Source organism: Bacillus cereus group sp. BceL220 (genome assembly GCF_051776965.1).
GTDB classification, from domain to species: Bacteria; Bacillota; Bacilli; order Bacillales; family Bacillaceae_G; genus Bacillus_A; species Bacillus_A cereus.
On the sequence record NZ_JBPWBC010000004.1, the window covers coordinates 432,956 to 458,184 of the forward strand.

Here is a 25,229-nt window from a genome sequence, read left to right on the forward strand (position 1 = left end):
TAGTAACTTACTAACCTTTAACAATGTAAACTCTTTTCACTAATAATGACGCCATCTTCATCCGCATAGACATATTCATTTGGATTCCAATCCACTTTTCCAAAGTGCAATGAAATATTTCGTTCTCCTTTTCCTTCTTTCACACTTCTATTTGGCATCGTTCCTAACGCTAAAATACCAATATTAATATTCTTTAGTTCACTAGAATCACGAACATATCCATTCACAATAATTCCTGCTAGCTTTCTTTCTTCTGCAATAGCTGCCAAATTATCACCGAGTAACGCACAATTAGTAGACGCTCCGCCATCAACAACTAATACTGTTCCTTCTGGTAATGTTTGCAATCCTTCCTTCACTAGTACATTATCATCTTTCACTTTTACAGTTGCAATTTTTCCGTAGAATTGTTCTTTCTTCCCAAAAGACCGAAAAGACTGGCGACATATTTGTAATTCCTTTTCAAATTCATCACATAGATCAGTAGTTTTCCACATCTTGTTCCCTCTTTTCCTTTTTCTTTCTACATAACATATTCTTGGCTTATTATCGTTTCCCTGTCTAATATTGCAATAATTTGTATGTGCGGGAAAAGGATACAAAAACTATTGCCTTAAGAAGCTACCTTTATTATAATCTATTTCACAGATTAAATTCAGAATATTAAAAATTAACCTAGTGAAGAAGGAGGGATTTTATGCAAATACAAACTGAGGCAAAAAAACAACCTAGTAAACAAAAGTTTAAAATGCCTGATGCGTACGTACTACTATTTTTTATTGCCTTACTTTGCGCCATTGCTACGTATTTCGTTCCCGCTGGAGAATTTAAAAGGGTTACAAATGGAACCGTTACAACGACAATACCGGGAAGCTACCATTCTGTTCCACAATCACCTGTAGGATTTGTTTCTTTTTTTACCGCTATTGAAAAAGGAATGACACTTGCTGCTCCTATTATCTTTCTAATTTTATTTACAGGTGGAGCCATTGCAATTCTTGAAAAGACAGGTGCCCTTGACGGTTTAATCTATCATGTTATTAACAAATTTCGTAATCAGCAATTACTTTTCATATGTATTGTCGCCGCACTCTTTTCCATTCTCGGAACGACTGGCATTATCGTTAACTCAGTTATCGGCTTTATCCCTATCGGCATCATCGTTGCCCGCACATTAAAATGGGACGCTATCGTTGGCGTAGCAATTATTTATTTAGGCACTTATGCTGGTTTTAATGCTACTATTTTATCCCCCTCACCTTTAGGCATTTCACAAAAGATCGCAGAACTTCCGATGTTTTCGGGAATTGGTTTACGCACAGCAATTTATATATCTTTTTTACTTGCTACCATTCTATATATAAATTGGTATATAAAGCGCTTGAAAAAATCCAATAAAGGAAGCATTCTTGGCGACAACTGGTTTCCAAGTAACGCTCTTTCAAGCGAAAAAGAAACAGAGAAAAAAGAAGTTCCTTGGACGATACGTCATAAATTAATTTTACTCGTTTCAGCTTTATCTTTAATTTCATTTTTAATAGGCGCTTTTCGTCTACATTGGACGGACGCAGAAATGACTGCTACTTTTATTTTCATAGCAATTACAGCAGGAATAATAGGTGGTATGAAAGCAAACGATATCGCTTCTACTTTTCTAGCAGGTTGCCAAAATCTCATATACGGTGCCTTAATCGTCGGAATGGCTCGTTGTATCTCAGTCATTTTAGAACAAGGCAAATTACTTGATACTATCGTTAACCAGCTCGCACAGTCTCTTGAAGGACAAAGCCCTGTATTTGGCGTTATCGGTATGTACGTAAGTAGTGCTGCATTACATTTCCTTATTTCATCCGGGACAGGAGAATCGGTTATTTTTATTCCGATATTAGCTCCATTAGCTGATTTCATGCACATTACACGCCAAGTTACAGTACAGGCTGTTATGCTTGGGGAAGGTGTAGTAAACTGCTTAAATCCAACTTCTGGTGTTTTAATGGGCGTTCTCGCAGCGAGCGGGATTTCTTATGGAAAATGGATTCGTTTCATGGCTCCACTTGCACTCATTTGGTTTATCATTGGACTTGTTTTTCTTATTATTGGGGTGAATATTGAGTGGGGACCGTACTAAAATACCCATATATAATTAACTTGATAAAATATCTATCCTATTCTCCTCTTCAATCCTATAAAAATCATTTATTCTAGTAAAAATATAAGAAGGGATTGATCATAATAATCAATCCCTTCTATCAAAATATAATACCTTTAAAAATCTTAGTTCCAAATTTTATTTACCCATTCAGGATGATCAATAAAAGGATTGCGGTTATGTTGATATTTTGTAAAAATCACTTCATTACGCTTTCGCTCTAAATCATCGACCGGGTCTTGTTCATTCCATTTTAATAAAACCGATAGTTTCCCCATGTATGGATCTTTATTGTTATTCACTTTTTCATTTAGTTCTAAATCTATTTCGCCGTTGTCCCCCTCGTAACGAACAGCCATATAAAACAGCATTCTAGCAATATCTCCTTTTACACTATCACGAGGTTCCCAAGAATCACTATCATATTTACATTCTGTCGCTTCAGAATGATTCACACCACCATTATCAAAATCTAAATTCCCTCGTGAACTATTTACAGATACATCCGTCGCTCTTAAATGATGTAGATCTGTTCCAGGTCCTGCAGTCGTTCCAAAGTCACCGTGAGATTTTGCCCAAACATGCTCACGGTTCCAGTTATTTACTCCTGATCCATTCGTAAGCTTCCCTTGCGAACGACCAGTATATAAGAGTATCACATTATTTTTATTATTTGGATCTTCATCAGTATCTCTTAGTGCTTCCCAAACCGCACTGTATGATAACTTTGTATGATTATCAATAATATTATGCAGTTCCTTCTTTAATTCTAAGCCCGTTTTTCCTATTGCGTTATTATAATATGTATCGTCATAACTTTTTACAATAATCTCTTGTGCTGATGCAGAAGCTACTTCACCGTGTATAGTATCTGTGAATGATAGAGATGCAGAACCTAAAATAAAAAATGAAGATAGTGTAATCATAGCAATCTTTGTATTTCGAAACTTCATATACCCATTCCCCTTTAAAATATAATTTGAAGCTACTAACTAAAAAATACTTTCTCCCCCCAAAACTTTTAGAAACCCATACCCACCCTTTTCTTTTTATTTAATACAAGACTCTATCCAGTCTGTATCACTTCTAAACTTTTTGTTTATTCACATTCCAAACAATTTCACTTTTTACAAGGAATATCCTTTTCTTATAAAGATTATTAACATATTCTTTACAACTAAAAAGTAGTTTAATATTAACTTATAAATTTAAATTTATTTATGCAATAATGCATATTTGATAAATACTTTAAAAAACAGTTTGAATAAAAAGCATTCAAAGAAAACCGTGCCACAAAACAGATACGGTCTAAGACAGAAATAATAAAAATCAAGATGATAGCTCGACTCTTCCCTTTTCCATAACTGTCTTTATTTTTGTGTAAAACCTTTCTTTCTCTGAATAATACGTACAAAAATAGATTGGATACCATGTAGGCACCAATCTATTTTAATTAAAGAAACTGTGTCAATTCTGAGTTCACAACACGTTGTGCAGTAATAATAACATTTTCAGCTGTTAGTCCATAAACACTATATAGTCCACCAGGTTGATTAGGAACAATTTGAACTTCATATTCAAATGCTTGTCCAAGAGCAGGATGAACTAAGCTTAGAGTTGCAAAAGTAGAAGCATTAGAATTCACATTGAAGTTTACCTGTTCAATTAATACTAATGAACCGTCAAGTCTAAAAACTCTAGCTACTCCAGTAAGTGGGCCCGCAGTACGGTTAAGGATCTTCACCCTAACTTTATTTGCATTAGCAGGTTGATTTCCTACGTTTTCAATTGGTCCTGTAGTAAGAGCCATATAACATCACCTCCATTATATTATTATTATATTCAATGATAAGCATTAATGTTATAGTCTAATTACCCAATTTATTTAAAATAAAATAATGTTCGTTTTTATCTCGTTAATTAATAAAAACGAACATTTTATAATGAATGAATTCGCAAAAAAAATAAATTCATATACTAAACTAAATCAACCTACAACAACCGTTTTTTTTACAGACAATTACTCTTCCTTCCGACTTCCTCACTTTCGCCTAATATTGAGCCGGGAATCTTACTACCCGCATGTTGCGAGTTAAAATGTGTATCCAGCCAATTCACAATTATTTCTTCCAACTCTGGATGAAGTGGCTTTCTTGCCCCTTCTTCATAATTCTTTTTAAAATCTAATGCTTTAAACTCACCTTCAAAAACTTTCAAACTATGATCCATATTTTTTATTACATGTACTTCAGAATCACCCTTCACATAATCACCGATCCGCTTCGCTCTTTCAGGATCAGCCTGAATATCTTTATCACCAGCGATTGCTAATACCGGGCACGTTACTTTCATTAAATCTTTATAAATGTCATGCTGAAAATGCTCTCTAAACCACTTTGCGTTCATCGGTTTAAAACCAACTTTAATCGTATCTTTTTCTGTATTCATCATTTTCTCTTTTATTTTTTCCATTTGCTTCTCTCCACGTTTCTCTACATTGAGAAGGCGCATTAGTTTTCCTTTTATTCCTTTCTGCTCCTTTAGTTCTTTATATGCAATTTCCCTTTGTCTTTTCGTAGCCTCTTCTAATGATTCCGCAGCCCCTGTAAGAAGGATAAGCCCATTAACTGGTGTTCTTGCATTTACTACTGTTGCCAACATACATCCTTCACTATGACCAGCTAAAATGATATTTTCTGGATCAACAAATGGTTGTTCTTTTAAATACGTAATCGTAGACTCTATATCACTAACTAAATCCCACATTCCAGTCTTCAGAAATTCTCCATCACTCTTTCCTACTCCGCGCTTATCAAAGCGGAGCGTCACTACACCCAACCCCGCTATTACATGCGCTAAATCTTTATATATGTTCGCCTCAAGCTTTAGCGGTACGATCGTTCCATCACGATCAATCTCTCCAGATCCCGCGATAATGACAACCGCTGCATACTTCCCGTCGGCTTTCGGTTTAGTAATCGTACCTAGCAAAGTTAATTCCCTCTTTATCGCTACTTCATATTCGTCAAAGGTCATTATATGAACCCTCCTTTTATTCAGTTATATCTAATTTGAATTTCAAACTCGCTATTATATTTTTGTACTCTCTTACATCTTTCATCGGAGCGAAAACTGGATTCTCTGCAATACTTTGTAACATACTTCGCTTTATAATCTCTTCATTTCTAACTGTTTTAGGACCAAGTGGAAACTCTGCAAACCATCCATCAATCGCATCAAAATAGGAATCTCCATGTAAATGTAGACTATTTACTGTAAAGCTCGCCGCACAAACCGCTGCATATTTCCGTAACATTTCTAATGAACCTTCAAAATTCCCTTGCATGCAATATACTTGTGCAGCAGCATAGTATACTTTTAAAGTCATATTGGGATGTAACGTTTCTAATTCATATATATCTATTAACATAAAAGCTCTATTTAAAATTACCTCTACTTTTTCAGCGCTTGAAGCATTTACTACTACATAATTCGGTATTGTCGCAACAAGTTGTATTAAATGTTGGTACATACTAATTTGCATTATTTCATTCGCTTTTTCAGTATTTCCAAGCATTTGATACGCCTGTGCGATTAAATCTTCCGCTGGGACGTTAGGACGTATCGTTTCGCCAAGTAATTGAAGCACCTCATTCGGTCTATTGAGTATAAGATAGCAAGTTGCTTGAAACGATACCGCCTCTTTCACAAGAGAAACATCGTCACTTTCTTCCTGTACCCTGCTAAAGAGATGCATTGCCTCTTCTAACATTTCAATTCTTTTATCCGTATCCTCCGTTAACATATGGTGATTAATAAAAAGTAGTCCCATTTGAAGTAATAACGGAAAACAAGAATAATATTTTTTGATTATTCCTCTGCACTCTATCATCACTTCATCAAACGGTTTTTCACTAAAAGCTTCTGCGAGTCTATGATATAAATTTTTAATATCTTCCTGTTTCATTTGCGGTGTATAACTAATTAGTTCATCTATACTAATGTTAAACTATGATGCTAACAGTGGTAAAAATGTTATATCTGGATAACTCTGTCCCGTCTCCCATTTGGAAACAGATGCCTTCGTAATACCGATATACGCCGCTAACTCTTCCTGCGTAATTCCCTTTTCTTTTCTCTTATCCGCAATTTTTTTATGAATGTTTATCTCTTTCACATCATCACCTCATACTTTTATTATATGTTCTTTTTTCACACAAAATATGGATTTAAAGTCGACTTTCGTTAACAAAATCAACTGTTAGGAAACATCTATCTAAAATAAAATCAAAAGCAGGAACATATTTGATATGTTCCTGCCTTTTTAATGTGGGTACCGCTACATAGCCATCTAGCTAAGATTTTGAAGTACTTCAAAATCAAAAATCTCATCTCACCACAGTTTTCTATGGGAATCCAGTGAACAGCTTATTTACATAATTTTCGTTATTGGAAGTAAATTTAAGTTGTTTTTAAAGTAGGTATACCTAGTAGAAATTGTTGAATTGTGCCCGTTTATTAAAGTTTAATTTTCATTATGCTTTTTGTACTGAGTCCAGTGCTTTTTTTAATTCATCTGATTTTTGAGTGCCGATTACTACTGTGTTATATTGCAACTTTAACTCTATACCTTTATTTCCATTCATGTTATAGGCTTTTTCATTCTTAAGGTTAAAACGAATTCCCCATCCTCCAAATCGTTTTATTGGACTGTAAGTAATGCATTCATAATGATGTATATCTTTGAAAAGGTACTGCTTATATTGAAAATGAAAAGGAACAAAGCGGACATAAAGACCTTTTTCACGGACCTCAATGATCAGTTTCAATACTCCAAGCATTAATACAGGAAAGGCAATCCCGAACAACAACCACATAACAATTAAGACACCATTAGGAGCTGGTTTATCTCCAAACGGGATATCAAGAATAATTTGTTGAATAAATCCATACCACATCAGCATGGAGATCCCTAATATGAGTATCCATACCCAAATTGGGGATCGCTGAACCTCACGAAAGATAACTTGTTCTTGTTGTTTCATTAATGATTATAACCTCCTAAAAGGTTTATTTTTTCTCACTCATTTTAAGCCGTTTTGCACTTCCAAAAAATGCGCTCCCAATTATGAATATAACGGAAGAAAGATACATTGTTATCCCTGAGTATTTATTATCAAAAATTGTGAAATTAAGTAAATTAATGAACATCATTAATATAAGTGCTATGTACAATCCATTAATATATTTCATTTATCCCCCCCCTTTACTTTTTTGAAAACCCCTATGTGATAAATAGTGGTTTCTAAAGGTATTATTCAGAATGCCCTTTTCCCTATTTTACCATTTTATAGAGTTGATATGTTGTTTGTTTTCGGTTGAATATTGTATACACACTCGGTTAACATAACGTCTCATGATCAGTAGCAAGAAAAAAGGATAATCCGTCCTCATAATGGACTAATTATCCTATAAATCTTTATCTAAATTTAATAAAACAAGAACTTCTTTTCCTATGTATATTTACTTCGTTACCTCTCCAAACTGCGCTCTTGTCACTTTCGCCAAGTCATCAACTTTCAGCTCAATTTGTATACCAATTTTCCCGCCGCTCACTATCATCTTATCAAGTAATTGGGCGCTTTCATCGATACATGTAGAAAATAACTTCTTCATTCCGACTGGTGAACAACCACCACGAATATATCCTGACACTTTCGTAATATCTTTCACAGCAATCATTTCAATTTTCTTTTCACTTACTGCTTTTGCGGCAGCTTTTAAATCTAGTTCCTCATCTACCGGAATAATAAACACATGATAATTTTTACTATTTCCTTGAGCGATTAACGTTTTATATACTTCTCTCACTTCTCGTCCAATTTTCTCAGCTACTGATACACCATCAATTTTTCCATCGTCTGGATTATATGACATCATCGAATATTCAATTTTCTCTTTGTCTAATATTCGCATCGCATTTGTTTTATCTTTTTTCATAACGTTCTCCTTAAAAGGTTATTTCATATTATTAAGTTTTATTATACACCCTTTTCCATTTCTCCTACATAACTTCACGTATATTTCAAAACTAAAAATATTGATAATTCAAAAATCATCTGATATAATTTGGAAAAACTTATGTTAAGGAGAGATTTGTAATGCGAAATTTTAATACTTCTTTCCAACTTCATCATCATACGTAACGCCGTGTATCCGAAGAAAAATTTTTCTTCGTGGGTACAGGGCTTTTCCTGTTGACCCACGAAGCGTTCATAAAGCTATGTGGGTATTTTTATACCCGCATAGCTTTTTTTAATTTTAAAATAGGAGTGATTACAATGGAAATGAAAAATGTAAAAGGCACAAAAGACTATTTACCAGAGGAGCAAGTGCTGCGAAATAAAATTAAAAGGGCTTGTGAAGATACGTTTGAACGATACGGATGCAAACCGTTAGAGACACCGACGTTAAATATGTATGAGCTTATGTCTTACAAGTACGGCGGTGGCGATGAAATTTTAAAAGAAATATATACACTTGAGGATCAGGGAAAACGTGAGCTTGCCTTACGATACGATTTAACTATTCCATTCGCAAAAGTTGTGGCAATGAATCCGAATATTCGCCTCCCTTTTAAACGTTATGAAATTGGGAAAGTATTTCGAGATGGGCCAATTAAACAAGGAAGATTTCGTGAATTTATACAATGCGACGTTGATATAGTCGGTGTAGAATCAGTCATGGCAGAAGCGGAACTCATGAGCATGGCGTTTGAGCTGTTCCAAACATTAAACTTAGAGATAACGATCCAATATAATAACCGAAAATTGTTAAATGGTATTCTTCAGGCCATTAACATCCCTAGTGAATTAACAAGTGACGTCATTTTATCATTAGACAAAATCGAAAAGATTGGGATTGATGGTGTACGAAAAGATGTATTAGAGCGCGGCATTTCTGAAGAAATGGCTGATACAATATGTAATACTGTATTATCTTGTCTAAAGCTTACAATTGTTGACTTTAAAGAAGCTTTCAATAACCAACTCGTTGCCGATGGAGTAAACGAATTGCAACAATTACAGCAATATTTAATCGCTCTCGGAATAAATGAAAATACGATATTCAATCCGTTTTTAGCAAGAGGACTCACAATGTATACAGGGACTGTATATGAAATCTTCCTAAAAGATGGCTCAATTACATCTAGCATAGGTAGTGGCGGCCGTTACGATAACATTATCGGAGCATTCCGTGGTGATAATATGAACTATCCAACAGTCGGCATTTCATTCGGTTTAGACGTTATTTATACAGCACTTTCGCAGAAAGAAACATTATCATCTACAGCGGATCTATTTATCATCCCACTCGGAACAGAATTACAATGCTTACAAATTGCCCAGCAATTACGTTCTACCACTTCCTTAAAAGTTGAACTTGAACTAGCAGGACGCAAATTAAAACGTGCCCTTAATTATGCCAATAAAGAGAATATCCCTTATGTGCTTATCATTGGTGAAGACGAACTTAGTACAGAAACCGTTATGCTGCGAAATATGAAGGAAGGTAGTGAGGTGAAGGTCTCCCTTTCTTCTTTAAGTAGTTATTTATAATACGAACCACGCTCGTTTGGGTGGTTTTTCTATTTTATAGATAATCAATAATTAGTTTACATAAAATAATTACAAGCTACCTAAAACTAAAAATATATAATATCCAATTACCTGTTATTTTTAGTAATATATAGATATATTATTTTAGGAGGATTTACTTTGAAAACTTACATACAAGCACTAAAGTGGATCACAGGAATCTATCATCTTTTATTAATTCCTTGTTATTATTTATTTCCAAGTCTTGTTAACCTAGATGGATTACCTTTACTACTATTGATTGCTTTACATATCACTACTATTTTATTAGCTAAAAAAGCAGGCATGAATACGTACACTCATTATATAGGTATTATCGTTACTCTAGTTGCCTTCTTTCCTTATATAGAAATCCTTCTACATATTATAGCAACCATTTTCCTTTTATTAGATGCTGCTTCTATGAATGCAAAAGAAGTTTGTGATTCATAGATGGATAAAATGAAACTTTAATCCATAGAGTTTTGAGATAGGTCGGCAAAAAGGAAAATCAATTTCACACACTAACTTTATTGCTAACCCCCAAAAAGGATTTACTTTTTAAGTAAACCTTTTTTCATTTTTAATTACTTTCCTTACTCCAGAATAATAAAAGAATATTCTGTTTAATTTTTATAAACTTCTAAATATTTATAAAACATTCAAATTAACATACATTTTAGTTATGTAAAAAATCTAAGTTTTAAGGAGATGAATCCATGCTGAAAAAGTTGGTAGCAGGTGCATTATTAACTGTCTCGTCGTTAACTGGAGGACTAGGATCAGTATCAGCTAGTACCGAAAAAGATTATACGATTTCCTCTTTCGAATATGTAACTGTAGATGAAAAGACTGTTGATTCGTTTAACAAATTGAGTGCTCCATCAAAGGAAGACGTAAAAATAACGTTAGTTCTACCGAAACAAAATCAAAATGGAGACTGGTTATCTTATGGATTTTCGAGCAAAGAAAGTTTAGAGTCTTTTATTGAAAAAGATAAACAAAGGTTGAATCATTCAATCACTCCCCTTGGTGTTGGAGGAAGCGGACCTGGTAGTACAGACTTCTATAAACTTACAAATCAAGGTAGCGAGTATTTTTCTCTAAGTAGCGGTTATAAAAACTTGTCTGCTAGTTGGCAAAATCAAATTGTTTCTGTACGTACAGCAGCTCCTACTGCTAGCTACTCAACAACACTATGGGAACGTACTTCAACTGACGGATATGGAAAAGGTGTTGTTTTTAAACATGCTGATTGGTATGGTCAAACTGCAAACTTAAATAACTTTCCAACTTCAGCAGTTGAAGTTAAAAAGTAAAAAATATAGAAATAAAAGGTGTTTTCACGTATGGAAACACCTTTTATTTCTACAACTATTTCACATAACTCGTCTATATCAATTTCAACTCTTAACTATTATTTTTCGTATTCCTATTCTCCAAAACCTTCTCCATATTATGAGTTGCCCATTCCATCATTAATAGAATCACTGGACGTAGTGATTCACCAAGCTCAGTTAACGAATATTCAACTTTAGGTGGTACTTCACGGTATACTTCACGATGTATAATCCCATCAGCTTCAAGTTCTCTCAGCTGCAGTGTTAACATCCTTTGTGTGATATTTGGTTTTAATCTTTTTAATTCATTAAACCGCTTTGTACCATCTAATAAATGATACAAAATTACCCCTTTCCATTTCCCTCCAATCACCTCAACCATAGCTTCAACTGGACAAGAATATTTATTTAAAAATGGGTAATTTATATTATTTTCATTTGAACAATCCATAATAAATCCCTTCCCTTATCAATAGTATCTTTTTTGATACTATACCACATAAATGTGCGTACTTGTATCTTTGTTACTTTAAAAATATAATTTACTTACAAAAATAAATTCATGAAAAGAGGAACTTTTATGACAAATACAAATGAAATTACAAAAGAAAAGATTATGGAGGCTTTTCATTTCAGACATGCATGTAAAGAATTCGATCCTATGCACAAAATTTCAGAAGAGGATTTTAAATTTATTTTAGAAACAGGCAGATTATCTCCTTCTTCTTTTGGATATGAGCCTTGGAAATTTATTGTCGTACAAAATAAAGAATTAAGAGAAAAACTACAACCGTATTCATGGGGCGCTGGTGGGCAACTTGCAACAGCTAGTCATTTTGTTATTGTTCTTTCAAGAAACATTAAAGATATGCATTATGATGCAGAGTATATCAAATATATGATGAACGATATTATTGGATTGCCTGAAGACACTCAAAAAATTAGATATGAATTCTTCAAAAAGTTCCAGGAATCAGATTTTAACTTATTACAATCCGATCGTGCTGTATTTGATTGGGCATCTAAACAAACTTATATTGCTTTAGGTAATATGATGACGAGCGCAGCTCAAATCGGTATTGATTCTTGTCCAATAGAAGGATTTGATAAAGAGGAAGTAGATTCTTTACTTCGTCAAGAAGGCATTATACAAGGCGATAACTTTGAAGTATCAGTTATGGTTGCCTTTGGTTACCGTAAAGAAGAGCCAAAGCGTGATAAAACAAGACAGACTATGGATACAATTGTTGAATGGATTAAGTAATATAGCACAGACAAATAATGCTCCTAATAGCTGTATACTCATACTAAAGAAGAATCAATTGTTTTCTTACGTATGAATTTGGTTTTTCATGGAAAGATATGTTAGTATGTATACAGTTTGAGTGCTCTATTTTTAGAGTCGAACAGGAGGAGAATGAATATGTCTGATATTGAAGTTGGCGAAGTGTTTACACTTAGCGATGAGAATAATGAGGATCAGGAAGTAGAAGTACTTGGAGCAATGGATGTCGAAGGTGCAGAATATATTGCAGTTGCCTTTGTTGAAGATATCCAAACAGAAACTGAGGAAGACATTGATATTTTCTTTTTAAAAGTAGAAGAAGATAATGAGTTTTCATACATTGAAAATGATGAAGAGTTTGATAAAGTATCTGCTGCTTTTGATAAGATTTTAGATGAACAAGAACAAGAGTAAACACGAGGGGGGATGCATATCCACCCTCTTTTTTTTATTCATCACTCATTCAGTGATTTATGCAGTAACTCCAGTACATCTTTCATCGCAAAAGGTCCATCTTTTTTAACATGCTCTGCAAATTCTGAAACGAGACGTAATGTTCTCACACTTTCGATTGGATGTTCTCCTGATGCACTTTCAGCTGAAAGCATAACTGCATTCGTCCCGTCCAGTACAGCTTGAAACACATCAGTCACCTCTGCTCTTGTTGGAATAGAATGATCTACCATAGATTGAAGCATTTGTGTTGCTGTAATGACATATGTATTCGTTCGATTACATTCCTGAATCATCATTTTCTGTAAAAGCGGAATGCATTGATACGGTAACTCTACTCCTAAATCGCCCCTTGCAATCATAATTCCATCTGCTTCTTTACATATATCTTGAAAATTCTCGATTGCTTCCATCGTTTCTATTTTTGCAATTACATTAGGTGACGTTTCTTTATACTGTTGTATAAAATCTCGTATTTCTTTTATATGACTAGGTTTTCTTACGAAAGAACACGCGATAAAATCAACATTCTCTTCTAAAAGAAACTGAATATCTTTTTTATCTTTCTCTGTAATAGCTGGTAAACGAACAGCCGCATCTGGTAAATTAACTCCTTTATGAGATGAGATATTGCCACCTGTTTTTACCTTCGTTTCTATTTTATCCGTACTTATCTTTTCAACAATTAATTCAACTTCTCCATCATTAATTAAAATTCTACTGCCTACTTTCACATCATTCGCAATTCCTTCATAATCAACGCTTGCTTCTGTATTACTCCCTGTAACTGGTTGTGTATGTAAAATAAAAGAATCTCCTGCCTGAAGTGTAATTTGCTCTCCCTTCACTTCACCTAATCTTATTTTAGGACCTTGTACATCACCCAAAAATTTAATAGAGTCATCTAATGATTTCACTAAACGAATGATGTCTTTATGACTTTCATGCGTGCCATGCGATAAATTCAGTCGAACAATTTTCATACCATTCTTTATTAACTGTGCTAACGTTTCTTTATTATTACTTGCGGGTCCAATTGTACAAATTCGATCGATTGTCATTTTTGTCACCATCCTTTTTTTAATAAGTTTCCCATATGAACTTAAAAATAACAGAGATTCTGACATGAATAGATTTAAATTTACATGAATTTCATAAAATTAAACCTGTATCCCTTGCTGGCTAAGCATTAGAAGATATATTCGCTTTTTTGCAAATGAAGACATGTTGAATCGAAAGTAAAAGAAAAGTTAAGTATGGGATAAACCATTGAGAGTTTCGAAATTTTCATATATTGTATGAATTGAGTTCGAACTCAAAAATTTAAAAAGGTGGGAAAATTAGTGAATATGAAAAAATCTTTATCGGTGACAACTTTAGGGTTAGCGGTTTTAGGTTTTGGTTTTACTAATAACGCAAGTGCTTCAGAGGTCGATACTGTAGACAAGCAGCCCGTTTTAGTTGACTTTGATACAATTCAATCAACAAAAACATCTAGTGTTCCTAGTTTGACTGTTGCAGCTGCACCTAAGAATGACTCTAACATTAGCGTATATACTCCCTTTTTTGGTAACCCATATGCAGTTGCTAAATCGAAATCAACTACGACCGAAGACTATGTTTATGCAAAAGCAAGAACTTTCAATGGCGATGGCTCATTAGTAAATACGAAAAGTAATAGTGCAAAAAAATCATCCTTTGTCAGTGCTACAGCGACCAACACAAGCGTTTATTATGGAGATGATTACGCTATCGGTAATCATACCTATAAATTAAGTGGTTATAATGATGTGAATCACGAAACAAAAGCCTTCTGGTAAGAAAGAGAAAAAAGATATGCATCTTGCATATCTTTTTTCTCTAATACTTTACATATATTGAGGTGCTATTTATGAAACAAATATATATTATTATCGGTGTTTTACTCATTTCATTACTTACAATTTATATTTTGTTCAATACCTCAATCATACAACCTCATCCACCTTCTAAAGAAAATAAGAGAGGGCAACAAACCAATACTATTTCTTACGGATTGAAGGATAATCAAGGCCAACATATTAACAACGGTAGTACAATTACTAGTGAGGATAATAAAATTAATGTATCATTATCATTCGTACATACTATTAACGAAAACCGAAAATATGGATTAATTGTTCTAGAAGATTACGAACAAAAACCTTTTAAAATAGAAGATACTACTAATGAAATATCACACTATTTTTTTGATATGAAGCCAAACAGTTCAATGACTACGAAAATCTCTTTACACACTTCTCCTAATGCAAGTGAATTAACCTTTTTAATAATTAAAAAACCTGAATACAAATTAAAAGATAATAACTTAAATAAAGCAGCCATTTTAGAAGATATTCTAAGTATGCGATACTCAATGCGTCTTCCTCAGAAAGAAAGCGAAAAAATAAAACTCTCCCATATAGATCCAGATGCTATTTTAAAAGATGGTCTTTACGAACCATTATTTGTTACGAACCGTGAAGAGAACTTACAAACTGTCTTCTTTGAAAAGGAAGGCAAGCAATTAACCCTATCAAACGGTAATGAAACGAATGATGAAATGACTTACGCAATCGTGGCTTTTAAAGATTGGAAACAAGTTGAAATATTTAACAATAGAAAAGTCGTTTATACTAAAGTTGCACCTGAAACGAGGCAAATCTTTAATTTCATATTGCCTTCAGTGGATCAGGAAAGTAATTTTCAACTCGTCGCTTTTCCATTTCCTTATAAAGTTAGCGAAGAAGATTATATCAGTCAACAAGCATTTAGTTCCTTTCGCATCGTAATTGAAAATGAAAATAAATAAGTTATACTGTGCACAGTATAACAACCAAAAAAGCCTACTGACACGAGTAGGCTTTTGAAACTACGAAAGTTTCGTCAATAACTGATTTAAATCTTTTTTCGTTTTCGTCGTTAAAGATTTCATTTTATTAATATCGATTTTTTCTTTCTCCGCTCCTACAATTAACGGATACATACTTTGACCGATTGTTTTAGAATCCGTCGGATGTGATGCCTCTAGCTCTTTTTCAATCACATCCCACTTTTCATTAATTTGTTTGCCAAGCTTATTCACTGTTTCCAATTTCGGATTAGCAGCTAACTGCTTGTCCAAGCTATCAATTAATGCTACAACTTCTTTAACATTCGTTTTCACAGCAACACTTTTCTTCGGATCTTTCGTTGTCTTTCCGTTATTGTTTGTGCTTGTACTTGTGCTTTGATCTGTTGTTTTCCCGCTAGTCGTTTGATCATTCGTTTTTCCTGTCGTCTCTTTTTCTTTTGTTTTTACATTTTCGTTTTGAGTTGACGTTTTTCCGTTACTTTCTGTCTCTGATGATTCTTTCGTATTTTTTGCATCCTTATCTGTTTTTTCATTTGAAGAAGTATTTGTTTCTTTTTCAGTATCTTTCGTTGTTTTTGACGCTTCATCTGCACTTGTCGTTTTTGCTTCTCCATCATTTTGCGCAGTTACTTGCTCTTTCTTTTCCGTTTCTTTATCTGCTGAAGGACTACAAGCTGCCATAGTAAGCATTGTACCAATTGTTATCGATGCGATAGCGACCTTTTTCATTTTCATATAAATCCCCCTATGTTTTACATAATTTATCCTCCCCTTTACGATTCGATTCCCCCTTAAAAAATCCCTTTTCATACGAATTACCATCTTTCCGACAGTAATCTTCATAATAATACGTACAAAAACTGATAAACTCATTTTAATATTCGAGTTTCTTCTACTTCATTTTTCTACTTGCAAGTAAAAGAAAAAGAGTATATTGTCACATTAAGAATTACTATCTTCATATGACGATATACTCTTCTATCAAATTTTTATCTTTCTTGACATTTTATTTATACAAAAAAATAAAATTTTCTTTCGTTTTTTGTTTCTCAACATTTGTTAACATAATATTTTTATGAATAACCACCATTCGAGTGAATGACTTGCCCAGTAACCCATTTCGCTTCTTCACTTACTAAAAAAGAAATTAAGCGCGCAGCATCCACCGGTTCTCCTACTTTACCTTGCGGGAACTTCCATACTAAATGATGCTTCAGCTCCTCTGTAATCCATCCTGTATTCGTCGGTCCTGGATCTACAGCATTCACTGTAATCCCCTTCTCCATCGCAACTGGTGCTACTGACTTTGTAAATGCTTCAATTGCCCCTTTCGTTGCTGCATATGCTAGTTCATCTGGCATTGGACCTACTGACTGTCCTGAAGTAAGATTAATAATACTCCCGCCCGTTTTAAGTGAATAATGTTTTATAAACAATGAACTTAATAGCATAGTAGCCCGAACATTAACTGTATAATGTTTATCCAACTGCTCTACATCTAATTCCTCAATTCTCGTATGAGTAGAATATACTGCATTATTAACTAGAATAGATGGATCACCTAACCGTTCTGATACCATATAAAACAAACGATTTGGCGAATAAGACTGCGATAAATTGATTTCTGCCATTTCACATCGTACATCGTAACTTTCAATTTCCTTTTTCAGCAAAAAGGGTTCTTGATCACTCATTCCCCATGGCATCGCTTTATCATACTTTGGCCAGTACGTGAAAAAAATGTCTATCCCCTTTTGAGCAAGCACCTTGCATACAGCTGCACCAATTCCATTCAGACGAGTTGCCCCTGTTACAATTGCTATTTTCTTCACCTTTTTCTCCTCCATCTATACACAGATCCTCTGCATGAATACAGAGGATCTATCTTCTTATTGAATATTTGACAGTATACGTTCAGCACCTAATTTTAACATTTTAATAAAGATATAGTTTACAATCGTAAACATTACAAATAAAACGATAAACATAACCCAAAGTCCTACTTGAAGGAAGAAGTATAATACACTTACTCCCCCCACAATAATTAAAGCTATTAAAATATTAGCTAAAAAATTCCATAAAGTTGTATATCGACTTTTAAATAGTTTCTGCTCTGTATCCCAATGAATATCTGCAGTTTGTGCGTCCCAGCGTGTTCCGATTAAATTAATTAACAGTAACCCGTTCGCACTTAGTAAAAACCACAGTATCATGAAGACTGGAGAAATCCCAGCTACAACTGCCATCGTAATACCGAATACTGCTAAAATGATTACATTAATTAACCAAGCAGTGATTGCTTTCGCAAAAAAGATATCCGAAGCCTTTACTGGTAAATAACGATTCACAAACCAAGAGCTTCCATCTCGCGAAAATGACGTTGTTGCAATGACATTACTACCCATTAAAAATAACGATGCACAAAGGCCAACACCAATTGCAAATCCCGTTGTCTTTGGATTGTTAATATACTCTGTAATAAACTTTAAATTTCCATCTTGCACAAATAAAATAAAGAACAACATAATTGGCATAACGAAAGTTTGTACAATGCAATTTAAGAAAAATTGTGGTGTACGGAATAACGTTTTAAATTCTTTTTTCACATACGCTTTTAAATGCGAACTTTGTGCTGTTGATTTCTGTAAATCTTCCGCCGAAATAACTTGTTTCTTTGCTGTACTCGTTGAAAGTCCAATAACCCCTTTTAAATATGTACGCTCTGCTATGTAATAAAACAACACAAAGAAGACAAATGAAATAACTGCAAAGATTATTACATATAAAGGTCCCTTCCAATTTGCATTTTCTACTAATGCCACTGCTCCAAAATATGTAGTTGGAAAATAATTTGTCATTTGTACTAAAAGAGAGGATTGATTATTCGCAAGATAACTCGCAATTGCATCTTCAGAAAACGCACTTTTATTTTTCCACTGCATAAATACGTTAATTCCTACAATAAATAGTATACTTACGATTCCGATAAATATATTGCCTCGATCTTTATTTTTCGCTATATTTGTATATCTCATGATTACTGTCATAAGTAACGAAGCTAATACTAACGGCACAATCGGGAAGAGTAAGTAAATCAAAATCATGTATATGTAATATGTAATAAATGCGCCACTTTTTAACCCGTACGTAATAAAGATTGGTAATAAAATGAATGAACTCATTACGTATTGTGTAATTAATACTGTTAAAAATTTTGCCGAAATAATTTGCGCTGGTTTTAATGGTAATGGTAGTAACATTTCAATGTCATTACTGTAATAAAATACAGTTAAAATGTTCGTAATACTCATTAAAAATACCCATATACTCGCAATCGCAAGTCCCATTGCGATAATCATTCCTGGGTCTTGCCCTAATTGTTTCGTTCCCTCATACATTGCGTGCGTTATAGAACCAAACATTAAAAAGCCAACAAATAAAATAGCTGCAAATGAAAATACATACGCCCATCGCTTCTTCTTATCTGTTATGAAATCTGCATAATTTAATTTCAATAATACTTTCGTTAACGTCCAAATTTTACTCATTTCCCGTCATCTCCAAGAACATTTTTTCAAGTGATTCATTGGATTTAAAATGATCTCTCATTTCATTTAAATTTCCTTTAAACTGCAAATTCCCCTTATTAATAATCGCAACGCGGTCACATATTTTTTCTGCTACTTCTAATACGTGTGTAGAGAAAAATACAATCTTTCCTTTATCCGCATGCTCTCTCATCATTTCTTTTAAAATATATGCAGATTTCGGATCAAGCCCTGTTAACGGTTCATCTAAAATCCATACATCTGGCTCATGCACGAGCACACCAATAATAACGATTTTTTGTCTCATACCGTGCGAATAACTTTGAATTTGATCAGATAATGCATTATAAAGATCAAACTTCTTCGCTAAAGACTCTATTCGTTCTTGTCTTACTTCTTTCGGCACTTCATACATATCTGCCATAAAGTTTAAATATTCAATTCCTTTTAAACGTAAAAACATATCTGGACTATCCGGCACATAACCAAACGTCTTCTTCGCTTCCATCGGCTCTTCCATAATATTTTTTCCGTTAATCGTAATAGTCCCTTTGTCCACCCCGTGAATGCCAGTAATCATCTTAATTGTCGTGGATTTACCCGCACCATTCGGTCCTAAAAATCCAAAGATTTCGCCGCTAGGTACAGATAAACTTAAATCTTTTACTGCATAGGTAGACCCATTATAACTTTTTGACACATTCGTAATTTCAATCATTCCATCCAATCCTTTCCTTAATTACCAAATAACTATATTGATATTATAGCATACTTCTATTTTAATATTTTTACATTTTTCAGTTTATTTAACCTTTAAAATAAATATACACCCCTAATCCAACAACTAAAACGACAGCTAGTATAATATAAATCATTGTTAATCGTTTAATATTCCCCTTTGTCGCTTTGCTATAATTCGCATCACCATTCCGCCCAATTAACACCGTCGCAATGACAGTAATCACTACAAGTAATACAACGATCATGATCCAAGTTAGCATTTCTTCCTCCCCCTCCTTACAATCATTTTACAATATTATCCTCTTTATTTCGCAGCATATTTCCTCTTTTTACTATTATTATGAAGCAAACTGGAAAACTATTATTACCATTCCTATCCATACGTGATATATTTATAACATAACGTGACTTATTTCTAACACCGCAAGGAGGACCTATCATGAAAACAACTTGGATAAAATATTTAGGATTTCTCGGTTTCTTCGGTTTCCTCGGTTTTTTTTATGAAAAAGGATTGTTTACTATGTTCTGTTTCTTCTCCTTTTTCACATCGTATAGAACAGTTCAACACGATGAACTGTTTGAACAAATTGTAAATAAATCGTGTCGCAATGCATTTATCATTACATTACTAACTACCGCTATCATTATGTTTATTGAAATGTTATTTCCAAACCCGATCTTACAAGAAATTGATATCGCTCTTATTTTCGGCACACTCATTCTTACGTTCGGTTTTTCTATGTTCTTTTATGATAAACCTGTTGATGAAATGGAAGATGCACCATGGCGTTCGTAACGAGGATAAAAGAATACCGCGCCAAATTGAACATGACACAAGAAGATTTAGCGAAGCAAGTTGGTGTACGCCGTGAAACAATTAGCCACCTTGAAAAAGGTAAGTATAATCCTTCATTGCAACTCGCTCACGATATAGCGAAGGCACTTCATAGTACGATTGATGAGATTTTTTATTTTTGAGGATAAATAAAAAATACCGTCATTCTTTCCAAGAAGAATGACGGTATTTCTCATCGATTATCCATATAAAACCGCATGAAATACGCCTAATAGTAAGTATTGATCCTCCATGTAATCTCCATCATATGCATTCATCTCGATGTAATACATATCTTCCTCAAGACGAATATTCCAATCTGCGATTAAATAGCCTTTTCGTAATAATTTTCCCATTCCAAATGAAGTTTTATGAACAACATATTCTTCTGCCTTATATGTAAAGGTAAATATAAAATTTGCATCCAATAACTTTCCGTCACATACAAGTATTTCATGCTCTGCATCATTATTATCGATGTACGTTACTAAAATCTTTCTTTGGCGCTGCCTACTTACATCCTTTGCAATGACGCGAATATTGTTCTTAATATCCTTTATTTCATAAATGATATTACTACCAATTTTCGGAATAAAATCCAGCACTCTCATCAGCGTATTTTTATAATAGCCCCTTACTACGCCTACTTGCTCGCTTCCATTATAAACCTCTATCGGCGTCGTATCTGCTTTGCTATCACACGGTCGTTTGTAAGAAAGCTGCATCATTCGCTCTCCTCTTAAGTACTGATCAAACGTCACAGGATATTCTATCGCACGCAGTTCCTTATTTAGCTCATATAAATAGCATTGAACGCTCTCTACTAATGTTTCAGTAGAGATACGCTCTTGAAGTTCAAATTCTTGCCAGCTGGAAGAAACATTCCATTGGTTATGATCCTCTTCATAGAAGAAACCAAGAATGACCTCTTCACGGTCAGCCGTTTCATATTTCATAGGCACGTTTTGCCCGTGTTGAACTTGTTCCATCCACTGACCTAAATAAATGCCCAGCTCTGCAACCTTCATACATGATTTTTGAAAAAATACTCTGTCACCCATACAAATTGTTAAATCCCCTTCGATAAAACCATTTGTATAAGCAACATACCGTGGCTCATCCTTCTGCGGGAGATTCTTGTCTAACTCAAATAAAAACGTTAACATCCTTTATTCACCTCTAGTTGTTACACAGTTCATACCTAACATTGCAGCACTCTGAGAAACTATGTATATATACACATTTAATTTATGTATTATAACACGTAAATGACCTTAGTATAGAAACACTATTTTTGCTTTACGAACTCCCTCATAATAGAATAACTATCCTTTTATTATTTTTTCTTGACTTAGAGTTCACTCTAACCATTATAATCAACTCATAGTTCATTCAAAATAAAATCAATTGGACAAAATTCAGTAGGGATTGGAATAGCTAAAATCAAAAGTGGCTGACATTATCGCAGACCTGGATATTGTTATTCGAACCTTTGATTTATCTGTTACTACAATTGTATATTAAGGTACTATTCAAATAAAAAACAACGATTTCCTGTGCGTTAAGAAGTAAGTGATTCTTGTTATTTTTTCCTTATTTTACTTTCTCTTAATAGTCGTAAATCTTCTATAATTTATTTAGTACATATAAAAGAGACGAAACCTTAAAATCAGCAAATTAGAAAATAAAACAGGATGGGAGTCAATTATTATGGATCAATCAAATAAGGCATTTAGCCTAGCATTAGTAAAATCGTTAAGAGGAGAACGAGGACATCTTCCCATCAAAAATGCTTTGTCGGATATAGACATGGTGCTTGCGGGAAAACGCAGAGAGGAACTACCTTATTCTATTTATCAATTAGTAAAACACATGACCTACTGGCAAGATTTTCTCTTATTATCCGCCCAGGGGAAGAAGCCTGCATTGCCCGCCCATGTAAAAGAGAGCTGGCCTGAAGAAGAATGTCCTGCCAGTGAAGAAGAGTGGCAACAGATTATTCAGTATTTTCTTCAAGGGATTGAACAGGCATGCACGATTGCCCAAACTGTTCAATTGGACAAAATATTGGAGGAATGGCCTGGTGAGACCACTGGGGGTGTTCTACGCAATATTGCATCTCACAACTCCTACCATTTAGGAGAAATTGTGCTGATCCGCAGATTATTTAGTGCTTGGCCACCGCCAACAGGCGGATATCCAGTCTAAACAAGGAAATGGTTCCAACCTATGCCCATTAACTTAAAATTTCGAATTACTTCCAAAACGAAATTTTTACCACTTTACAGTTATTTATGAAAATTAAATTCATTTTTTTCATTATTAGGGAACAAACATTTTTTTACTTGATGGAGATAGGGTACAAAAATATACATTTCATCTCCTAACAAAATAAAAAAGATTGCTCATATCCAAAGAGGCAATCTTTTTTTATTTTTAAGCAGTTTGTAATTTGTCATTACAAACTGCTTAAAATATTATTTCGTGTTATTTCTGTTTTCCAAAACCTTCTCCACATTAACCCTCAATTTTAATTCCAGCTTGTTTAAATGGTTCTGATTTTATTTCTGTTTTCTTCAGTAAAATTGTTTTGACTTGGTGCCATCTTTTTTGTTCCATATCTTAGTATATGAAATTATATCGACGATTCATCAAATTTCAACACAATTAAAATGAGGTTGCCTTTTCTTGAACCACTCCCACAATTTCTAAAATTTGCAGAAGACTCTCCACTTCATAAGTCGGCTTAACTTCTGCCCTATTTTCTTTCAAACTCGGATTATACCAACACGTATCAATGCCGTAGTCTTCTCCACCTTTCATATCAGAAGTTAGCGAATCTCCAACCATTAGTACACTTGATTTATCCGTAATTCCGAATTTCTCAAATGCATAATCAAAAATCTCACGTGCTGGTTTTTGATGACCAACTTCTTCAGAAATAATAATATAATCAAAGAAATTACATAAAGGCGAATTTCCGATTCTTGATTGTTGCACCTTCGTATATCCATTCGTAATAATACCTAACTTGCAATCTTGTAGATTTTCACATAATTGTACTGCGCCTTCTATAAGATGTACTTCTTTCCCTAAATTTTCAAGATATACATCACTAAATTGCTGTGCATCTACGTCTATATTATGAAGTGCAAATAATTGTCTAAATCGATCTACTGCTAATTCACTTAGCGTAATCATTTTATTTTCTAAATCTCTCCATAATCCATTACTAATCTCTTTATAACTTGCAAGATAATCACTATACCCTGTAGGCATGCCGAACTGTACAAACGCATTGTGTAATGCATTCCTTTCCGTTTCAGGGAAATCTAATAATGTATCGTCTACGTCGAATAATATAAATTTGTATTTCATGATGTTCTCCTCAATTCCTATTTTAAAAGCTTCGTTCTCATTGCTTATAAACTTTTATATATTTCGTGATGAAGCGCTTTAACCCGCTCTTTATAGAATACACCTTTATCTTTTATTTTCAAATGTGCTATAAATAAGTTTGCTAGCATGACTGCTGTATCTAGTCTATAAAATAAACTAACAATATGAGGAGTAACATTAAAGATACTATCATTCTTATATCCATCTTTAAATTCATCCCAACTAACCTCATTTGTTTCAGCTATTCTCATAAGCTCCAATAATGGATGACCAATTAAAGCGTTATCCCAATCAACTATTGCTTTAACTTCTCCATTATACCCGATTAAATTGGCTGGTCGAATGTCCATATGTAATAAACATTTTACATGATCTGCTGTACTAAGAATATATTCAATTGTTTTTGTATCCGGAAGATTAATTTTACAGTTCGTGATTGTATTAAACCCTTCTATCCGTTTCACAATTCGTTCTGCTATATACTTACTAATGGGCTCTCTAATATTTTGTTTGTAATACAAACCATCAATTGGCATACTATGAAGCTTGCTCACTAACTCCCCTATTTTGCATGCGGAAATTGGCATATGATCAGCATACACACAATCCGAAATTAAAAAATCAAGTTCGATTGAAAGATGCAATCCGTGTATCCTTGGTACTGGAATACCTTTTGAATGACAATACTTAGACAGCTCCGCTTCCTTTTGCAACGAAATCCGACTGTTAAATAAGTCTTCATTTATATTTTCCACTTCCCTTTCCCACGGTACTCGAAATGCTAAAGACCCCTTTTCTGAATCTCCTTGAAAAACAATATTTTGCACTCCCGTTCCAATCACCTTTAAATCTTGAATAGCTAGTTCCTTATACTCTTGACTTAGTATTGTTACCAGCTTTTCTCTTAACCCCTCTGCTTTTACACGTGTATGAATCATTTTATCCCCCGATTCTTAAGTTCTTTTCA

General features: G+C 33.9%; 28 protein-coding genes and 1 pseudogene. 11 read left to right on the plus strand and 18 right to left on the minus strand.

The window, feature by feature from the left end; all coding sequences use genetic code 11:
• Positions 1 to 17: 17 nt before the first annotated feature.
• The gene (gene rraA / locus ACS2FK_RS14250; RefSeq protein WP_063548012.1) at positions 18 to 497 is read right to left on the minus strand and encodes a ribonuclease E activity regulator RraA; all 480 of its coding nucleotides are present in this window, start codon (positions 495 to 497) and stop codon (positions 18 to 20) included.
• A gap of 200 nt (positions 498 to 697) precedes the next feature.
• Between rraA and ACS2FK_RS14255 the strand changes: the two genes are divergently transcribed.
• Positions 698 to 2,128 (plus strand): YfcC family protein, encoded by a 1,431-nt coding sequence (locus tag ACS2FK_RS14255; protein WP_063548014.1) that lies wholly within the window; start codon positions 698 to 700, stop codon positions 2,126 to 2,128.
• 146 nt (positions 2,129 to 2,274) lie between these two features.
• Here ACS2FK_RS14255 and ACS2FK_RS14260 read toward each other — a convergent pair whose 3' ends face one another.
• The 7 genes and pseudogenes from ACS2FK_RS14260 to ybaK form a co-directional block, all read right to left on the minus strand.
• Positions 2,275 to 3,102 (minus strand): endonuclease I family protein, encoded by an 828-nt coding sequence (locus ACS2FK_RS14260; RefSeq protein ID WP_000672183.1) that lies wholly within the window; start codon positions 3,100 to 3,102, stop codon positions 2,275 to 2,277.
• 500 nt (positions 3,103 to 3,602) lie between these two features.
• Complete coding sequence (locus ACS2FK_RS14265) at positions 3,603 to 3,959, minus strand: hypothetical protein (RefSeq protein ID WP_001229415.1); 357 nt, start codon at positions 3,957 to 3,959, stop codon at positions 3,603 to 3,605.
• 200 nt (positions 3,960 to 4,159) lie between these two features.
• Positions 4,160 to 5,185 (minus strand): alpha/beta hydrolase family protein, encoded by a 1,026-nt coding sequence (locus ACS2FK_RS14270; protein WP_063548016.1) that lies wholly within the window; start codon positions 5,183 to 5,185, stop codon positions 4,160 to 4,162.
• A gap of 16 nt (positions 5,186 to 5,201) precedes the next feature.
• Positions 5,202 to 6,326, minus strand: a pseudogene (locus ACS2FK_RS14275) (helix-turn-helix domain-containing protein).
• A 358-nt stretch (positions 6,327 to 6,684) separates the two neighbouring features.
• Positions 6,685 to 7,194: a DUF6141 family protein gene (locus ACS2FK_RS14280; RefSeq protein WP_063548018.1), complete on the minus strand. Its 510-nt coding sequence runs from the start codon at positions 7,192 to 7,194 to the stop codon at positions 6,685 to 6,687.
• 25 nt (positions 7,195 to 7,219) lie between these two features.
• Positions 7,220 to 7,402 (minus strand): hypothetical protein, encoded by a 183-nt coding sequence (locus ACS2FK_RS14285; protein WP_000875160.1) that lies wholly within the window; start codon positions 7,400 to 7,402, stop codon positions 7,220 to 7,222.
• Between the two features lie 270 nt (positions 7,403 to 7,672).
• Positions 7,673 to 8,149 (minus strand): Cys-tRNA(Pro) deacylase, encoded by a 477-nt coding sequence (ybaK, locus tag ACS2FK_RS14290; protein WP_023522517.1) that lies wholly within the window; start codon positions 8,147 to 8,149, stop codon positions 7,673 to 7,675.
• Between the two features lie 341 nt (positions 8,150 to 8,490).
• Between ybaK and ACS2FK_RS14295 the strand changes: the two genes are divergently transcribed.
• From ACS2FK_RS14295 to ACS2FK_RS14305, 3 genes are all read left to right on the plus strand, one after another.
• Positions 8,491 to 9,768, plus strand: a complete 1,278-nt coding sequence (locus ACS2FK_RS14295; RefSeq protein WP_063548020.1) for a histidine--tRNA ligase — start codon at positions 8,491 to 8,493, stop codon at positions 9,766 to 9,768.
• A gap of 159 nt (positions 9,769 to 9,927) precedes the next feature.
• A complete protein-coding gene (locus ACS2FK_RS14300) occupies positions 9,928 to 10,239 on the plus strand; it encodes a hypothetical protein (RefSeq protein WP_063548022.1) in 312 nt (103 codons plus the stop codon).
• A 266-nt stretch (positions 10,240 to 10,505) separates the two neighbouring features.
• A complete protein-coding gene (locus tag ACS2FK_RS14305; RefSeq protein ID WP_000914421.1) occupies positions 10,506 to 11,105 on the plus strand; it encodes a hypothetical protein in 600 nt (199 codons plus the stop codon).
• A gap of 91 nt (positions 11,106 to 11,196) precedes the next feature.
• Here the strand turns inward: ACS2FK_RS14305 and ACS2FK_RS14310 are convergent, their stop codons facing one another.
• On the minus strand, positions 11,197 to 11,577 hold the full coding sequence (locus tag ACS2FK_RS14310) for a winged helix-turn-helix transcriptional regulator (protein ID WP_000340659.1): 381 nt from the start codon (positions 11,575 to 11,577) through the stop codon (positions 11,197 to 11,199).
• A gap of 129 nt (positions 11,578 to 11,706) precedes the next feature.
• Between ACS2FK_RS14310 and ACS2FK_RS14315 the strand changes: the two genes are divergently transcribed.
• Positions 11,707 to 12,390, plus strand: coding sequence for an NAD(P)H-dependent oxidoreductase (locus tag ACS2FK_RS14315; protein WP_060851896.1), 684 nt, complete (start codon positions 11,707 to 11,709; stop codon positions 12,388 to 12,390).
• Between the two features lie 153 nt (positions 12,391 to 12,543).
• Positions 12,544 to 12,825 carry a DUF1292 domain-containing protein gene (locus tag ACS2FK_RS14320; protein WP_003271045.1) on the plus strand — a complete coding sequence of 94 codons (282 nt, stop codon included), beginning with the start codon at positions 12,544 to 12,546 and terminating at the stop codon, positions 12,823 to 12,825.
• Between the two features lie 41 nt (positions 12,826 to 12,866).
• Here the strand turns inward: ACS2FK_RS14320 and ACS2FK_RS14325 are convergent, their stop codons facing one another.
• A complete protein-coding gene (locus tag ACS2FK_RS14325) occupies positions 12,867 to 13,925 on the minus strand; it encodes a pyruvate kinase (RefSeq protein WP_000151078.1) in 1,059 nt (352 codons plus the stop codon).
• Between the two features lie 282 nt (positions 13,926 to 14,207).
• Here ACS2FK_RS14325 and ACS2FK_RS14330 point away from each other — a divergent pair, with 282 nt between their 5' ends.
• Both ACS2FK_RS14330 and ACS2FK_RS14335 read left to right on the plus strand, forming a co-directional pair.
• Positions 14,208 to 14,684 (plus strand): hypothetical protein, encoded by a 477-nt coding sequence (locus ACS2FK_RS14330; protein WP_001056356.1) that lies wholly within the window; start codon positions 14,208 to 14,210, stop codon positions 14,682 to 14,684.
• 71 nt (positions 14,685 to 14,755) lie between these two features.
• The gene (locus tag ACS2FK_RS14335; RefSeq protein ID WP_000810150.1) at positions 14,756 to 15,694 is read left to right on the plus strand and encodes a hypothetical protein; all 939 of its coding nucleotides are present in this window, start codon (positions 14,756 to 14,758) and stop codon (positions 15,692 to 15,694) included.
• Between the two features lie 60 nt (positions 15,695 to 15,754).
• On the opposite strand, the gene ACS2FK_RS14340 is transcribed toward ACS2FK_RS14335, so the two are convergent.
• The 5 genes from ACS2FK_RS14340 to ACS2FK_RS14360 form a co-directional block, all read right to left on the minus strand.
• The gene (locus tag ACS2FK_RS14340) at positions 15,755 to 16,471 is read right to left on the minus strand and encodes a hypothetical protein (RefSeq protein WP_063548024.1); all 717 of its coding nucleotides are present in this window, start codon (positions 16,469 to 16,471) and stop codon (positions 15,755 to 15,757) included.
• 338 nt (positions 16,472 to 16,809) lie between these two features.
• The gene (locus tag ACS2FK_RS14345) at positions 16,810 to 17,568 is read right to left on the minus strand and encodes an SDR family oxidoreductase (RefSeq protein ID WP_000716965.1); all 759 of its coding nucleotides are present in this window, start codon (positions 17,566 to 17,568) and stop codon (positions 16,810 to 16,812) included.
• 57 nt (positions 17,569 to 17,625) lie between these two features.
• Positions 17,626 to 19,284, minus strand: a complete 1,659-nt coding sequence (locus ACS2FK_RS14350) for a putative ABC transporter permease subunit (RefSeq protein ID WP_053563962.1) — start codon at positions 19,282 to 19,284, stop codon at positions 17,626 to 17,628.
• Complete coding sequence (locus ACS2FK_RS14355; RefSeq protein ID WP_000570205.1) at positions 19,277 to 20,002, minus strand: ABC transporter ATP-binding protein; 726 nt, start codon at positions 20,000 to 20,002, stop codon at positions 19,277 to 19,279. The genes ACS2FK_RS14350 and ACS2FK_RS14355 overlap by 8 nt, the downstream gene beginning before the upstream one ends.
• A gap of 88 nt (positions 20,003 to 20,090) precedes the next feature.
• Positions 20,091 to 20,285, minus strand: a complete 195-nt coding sequence (locus tag ACS2FK_RS14360) for a hypothetical protein (protein WP_000958863.1) — start codon at positions 20,283 to 20,285, stop codon at positions 20,091 to 20,093.
• Positions 20,286 to 20,464: 179 nt separating this feature from the next.
• Between ACS2FK_RS14360 and ACS2FK_RS14365 the strand changes: the two genes are divergently transcribed.
• Entirely contained in the window at positions 20,465 to 20,824 is a 360-nt protein-coding gene (locus tag ACS2FK_RS14365; RefSeq protein ID WP_023522524.1) for a DUF3796 domain-containing protein, read from the plus strand.
• Positions 20,812 to 21,006: a helix-turn-helix transcriptional regulator gene (locus tag ACS2FK_RS14370; RefSeq protein WP_063548026.1), complete on the plus strand. Its 195-nt coding sequence runs from the start codon at positions 20,812 to 20,814 to the stop codon at positions 21,004 to 21,006. The genes ACS2FK_RS14365 and ACS2FK_RS14370 overlap by 13 nt, the downstream gene beginning before the upstream one ends.
• Positions 21,007 to 21,063: 57 nt before the next feature.
• On the opposite strand, the gene ACS2FK_RS14375 is transcribed toward ACS2FK_RS14370, so the two are convergent.
• On the minus strand, positions 21,064 to 22,029 hold the full coding sequence (locus tag ACS2FK_RS14375) for a tubby C-terminal domain-like protein (RefSeq protein ID WP_063548028.1): 966 nt from the start codon (positions 22,027 to 22,029) through the stop codon (positions 21,064 to 21,066).
• A 544-nt stretch (positions 22,030 to 22,573) separates the two neighbouring features.
• Here ACS2FK_RS14375 and ACS2FK_RS14380 point away from each other — a divergent pair.
• Positions 22,574 to 23,071, plus strand: a complete 498-nt coding sequence (locus ACS2FK_RS14380) for a DinB family protein (protein WP_016080905.1) — start codon at positions 22,574 to 22,576, stop codon at positions 23,069 to 23,071.
• A 459-nt stretch (positions 23,072 to 23,530) separates the two neighbouring features.
• Here ACS2FK_RS14380 and ACS2FK_RS14385 read toward each other — a convergent pair whose 3' ends face one another.
• A complete protein-coding gene (locus ACS2FK_RS14385) occupies positions 23,531 to 24,241 on the minus strand; it encodes a YjjG family noncanonical pyrimidine nucleotidase (protein WP_063548030.1) in 711 nt (236 codons plus the stop codon).
• A 44-nt stretch (positions 24,242 to 24,285) separates the two neighbouring features.
• The gene (locus ACS2FK_RS14390; RefSeq protein WP_063548032.1) at positions 24,286 to 25,200 is read right to left on the minus strand and encodes a phosphotransferase family protein; all 915 of its coding nucleotides are present in this window, start codon (positions 25,198 to 25,200) and stop codon (positions 24,286 to 24,288) included.
• Positions 25,201 to 25,229 lie beyond the last annotated feature (29 nt).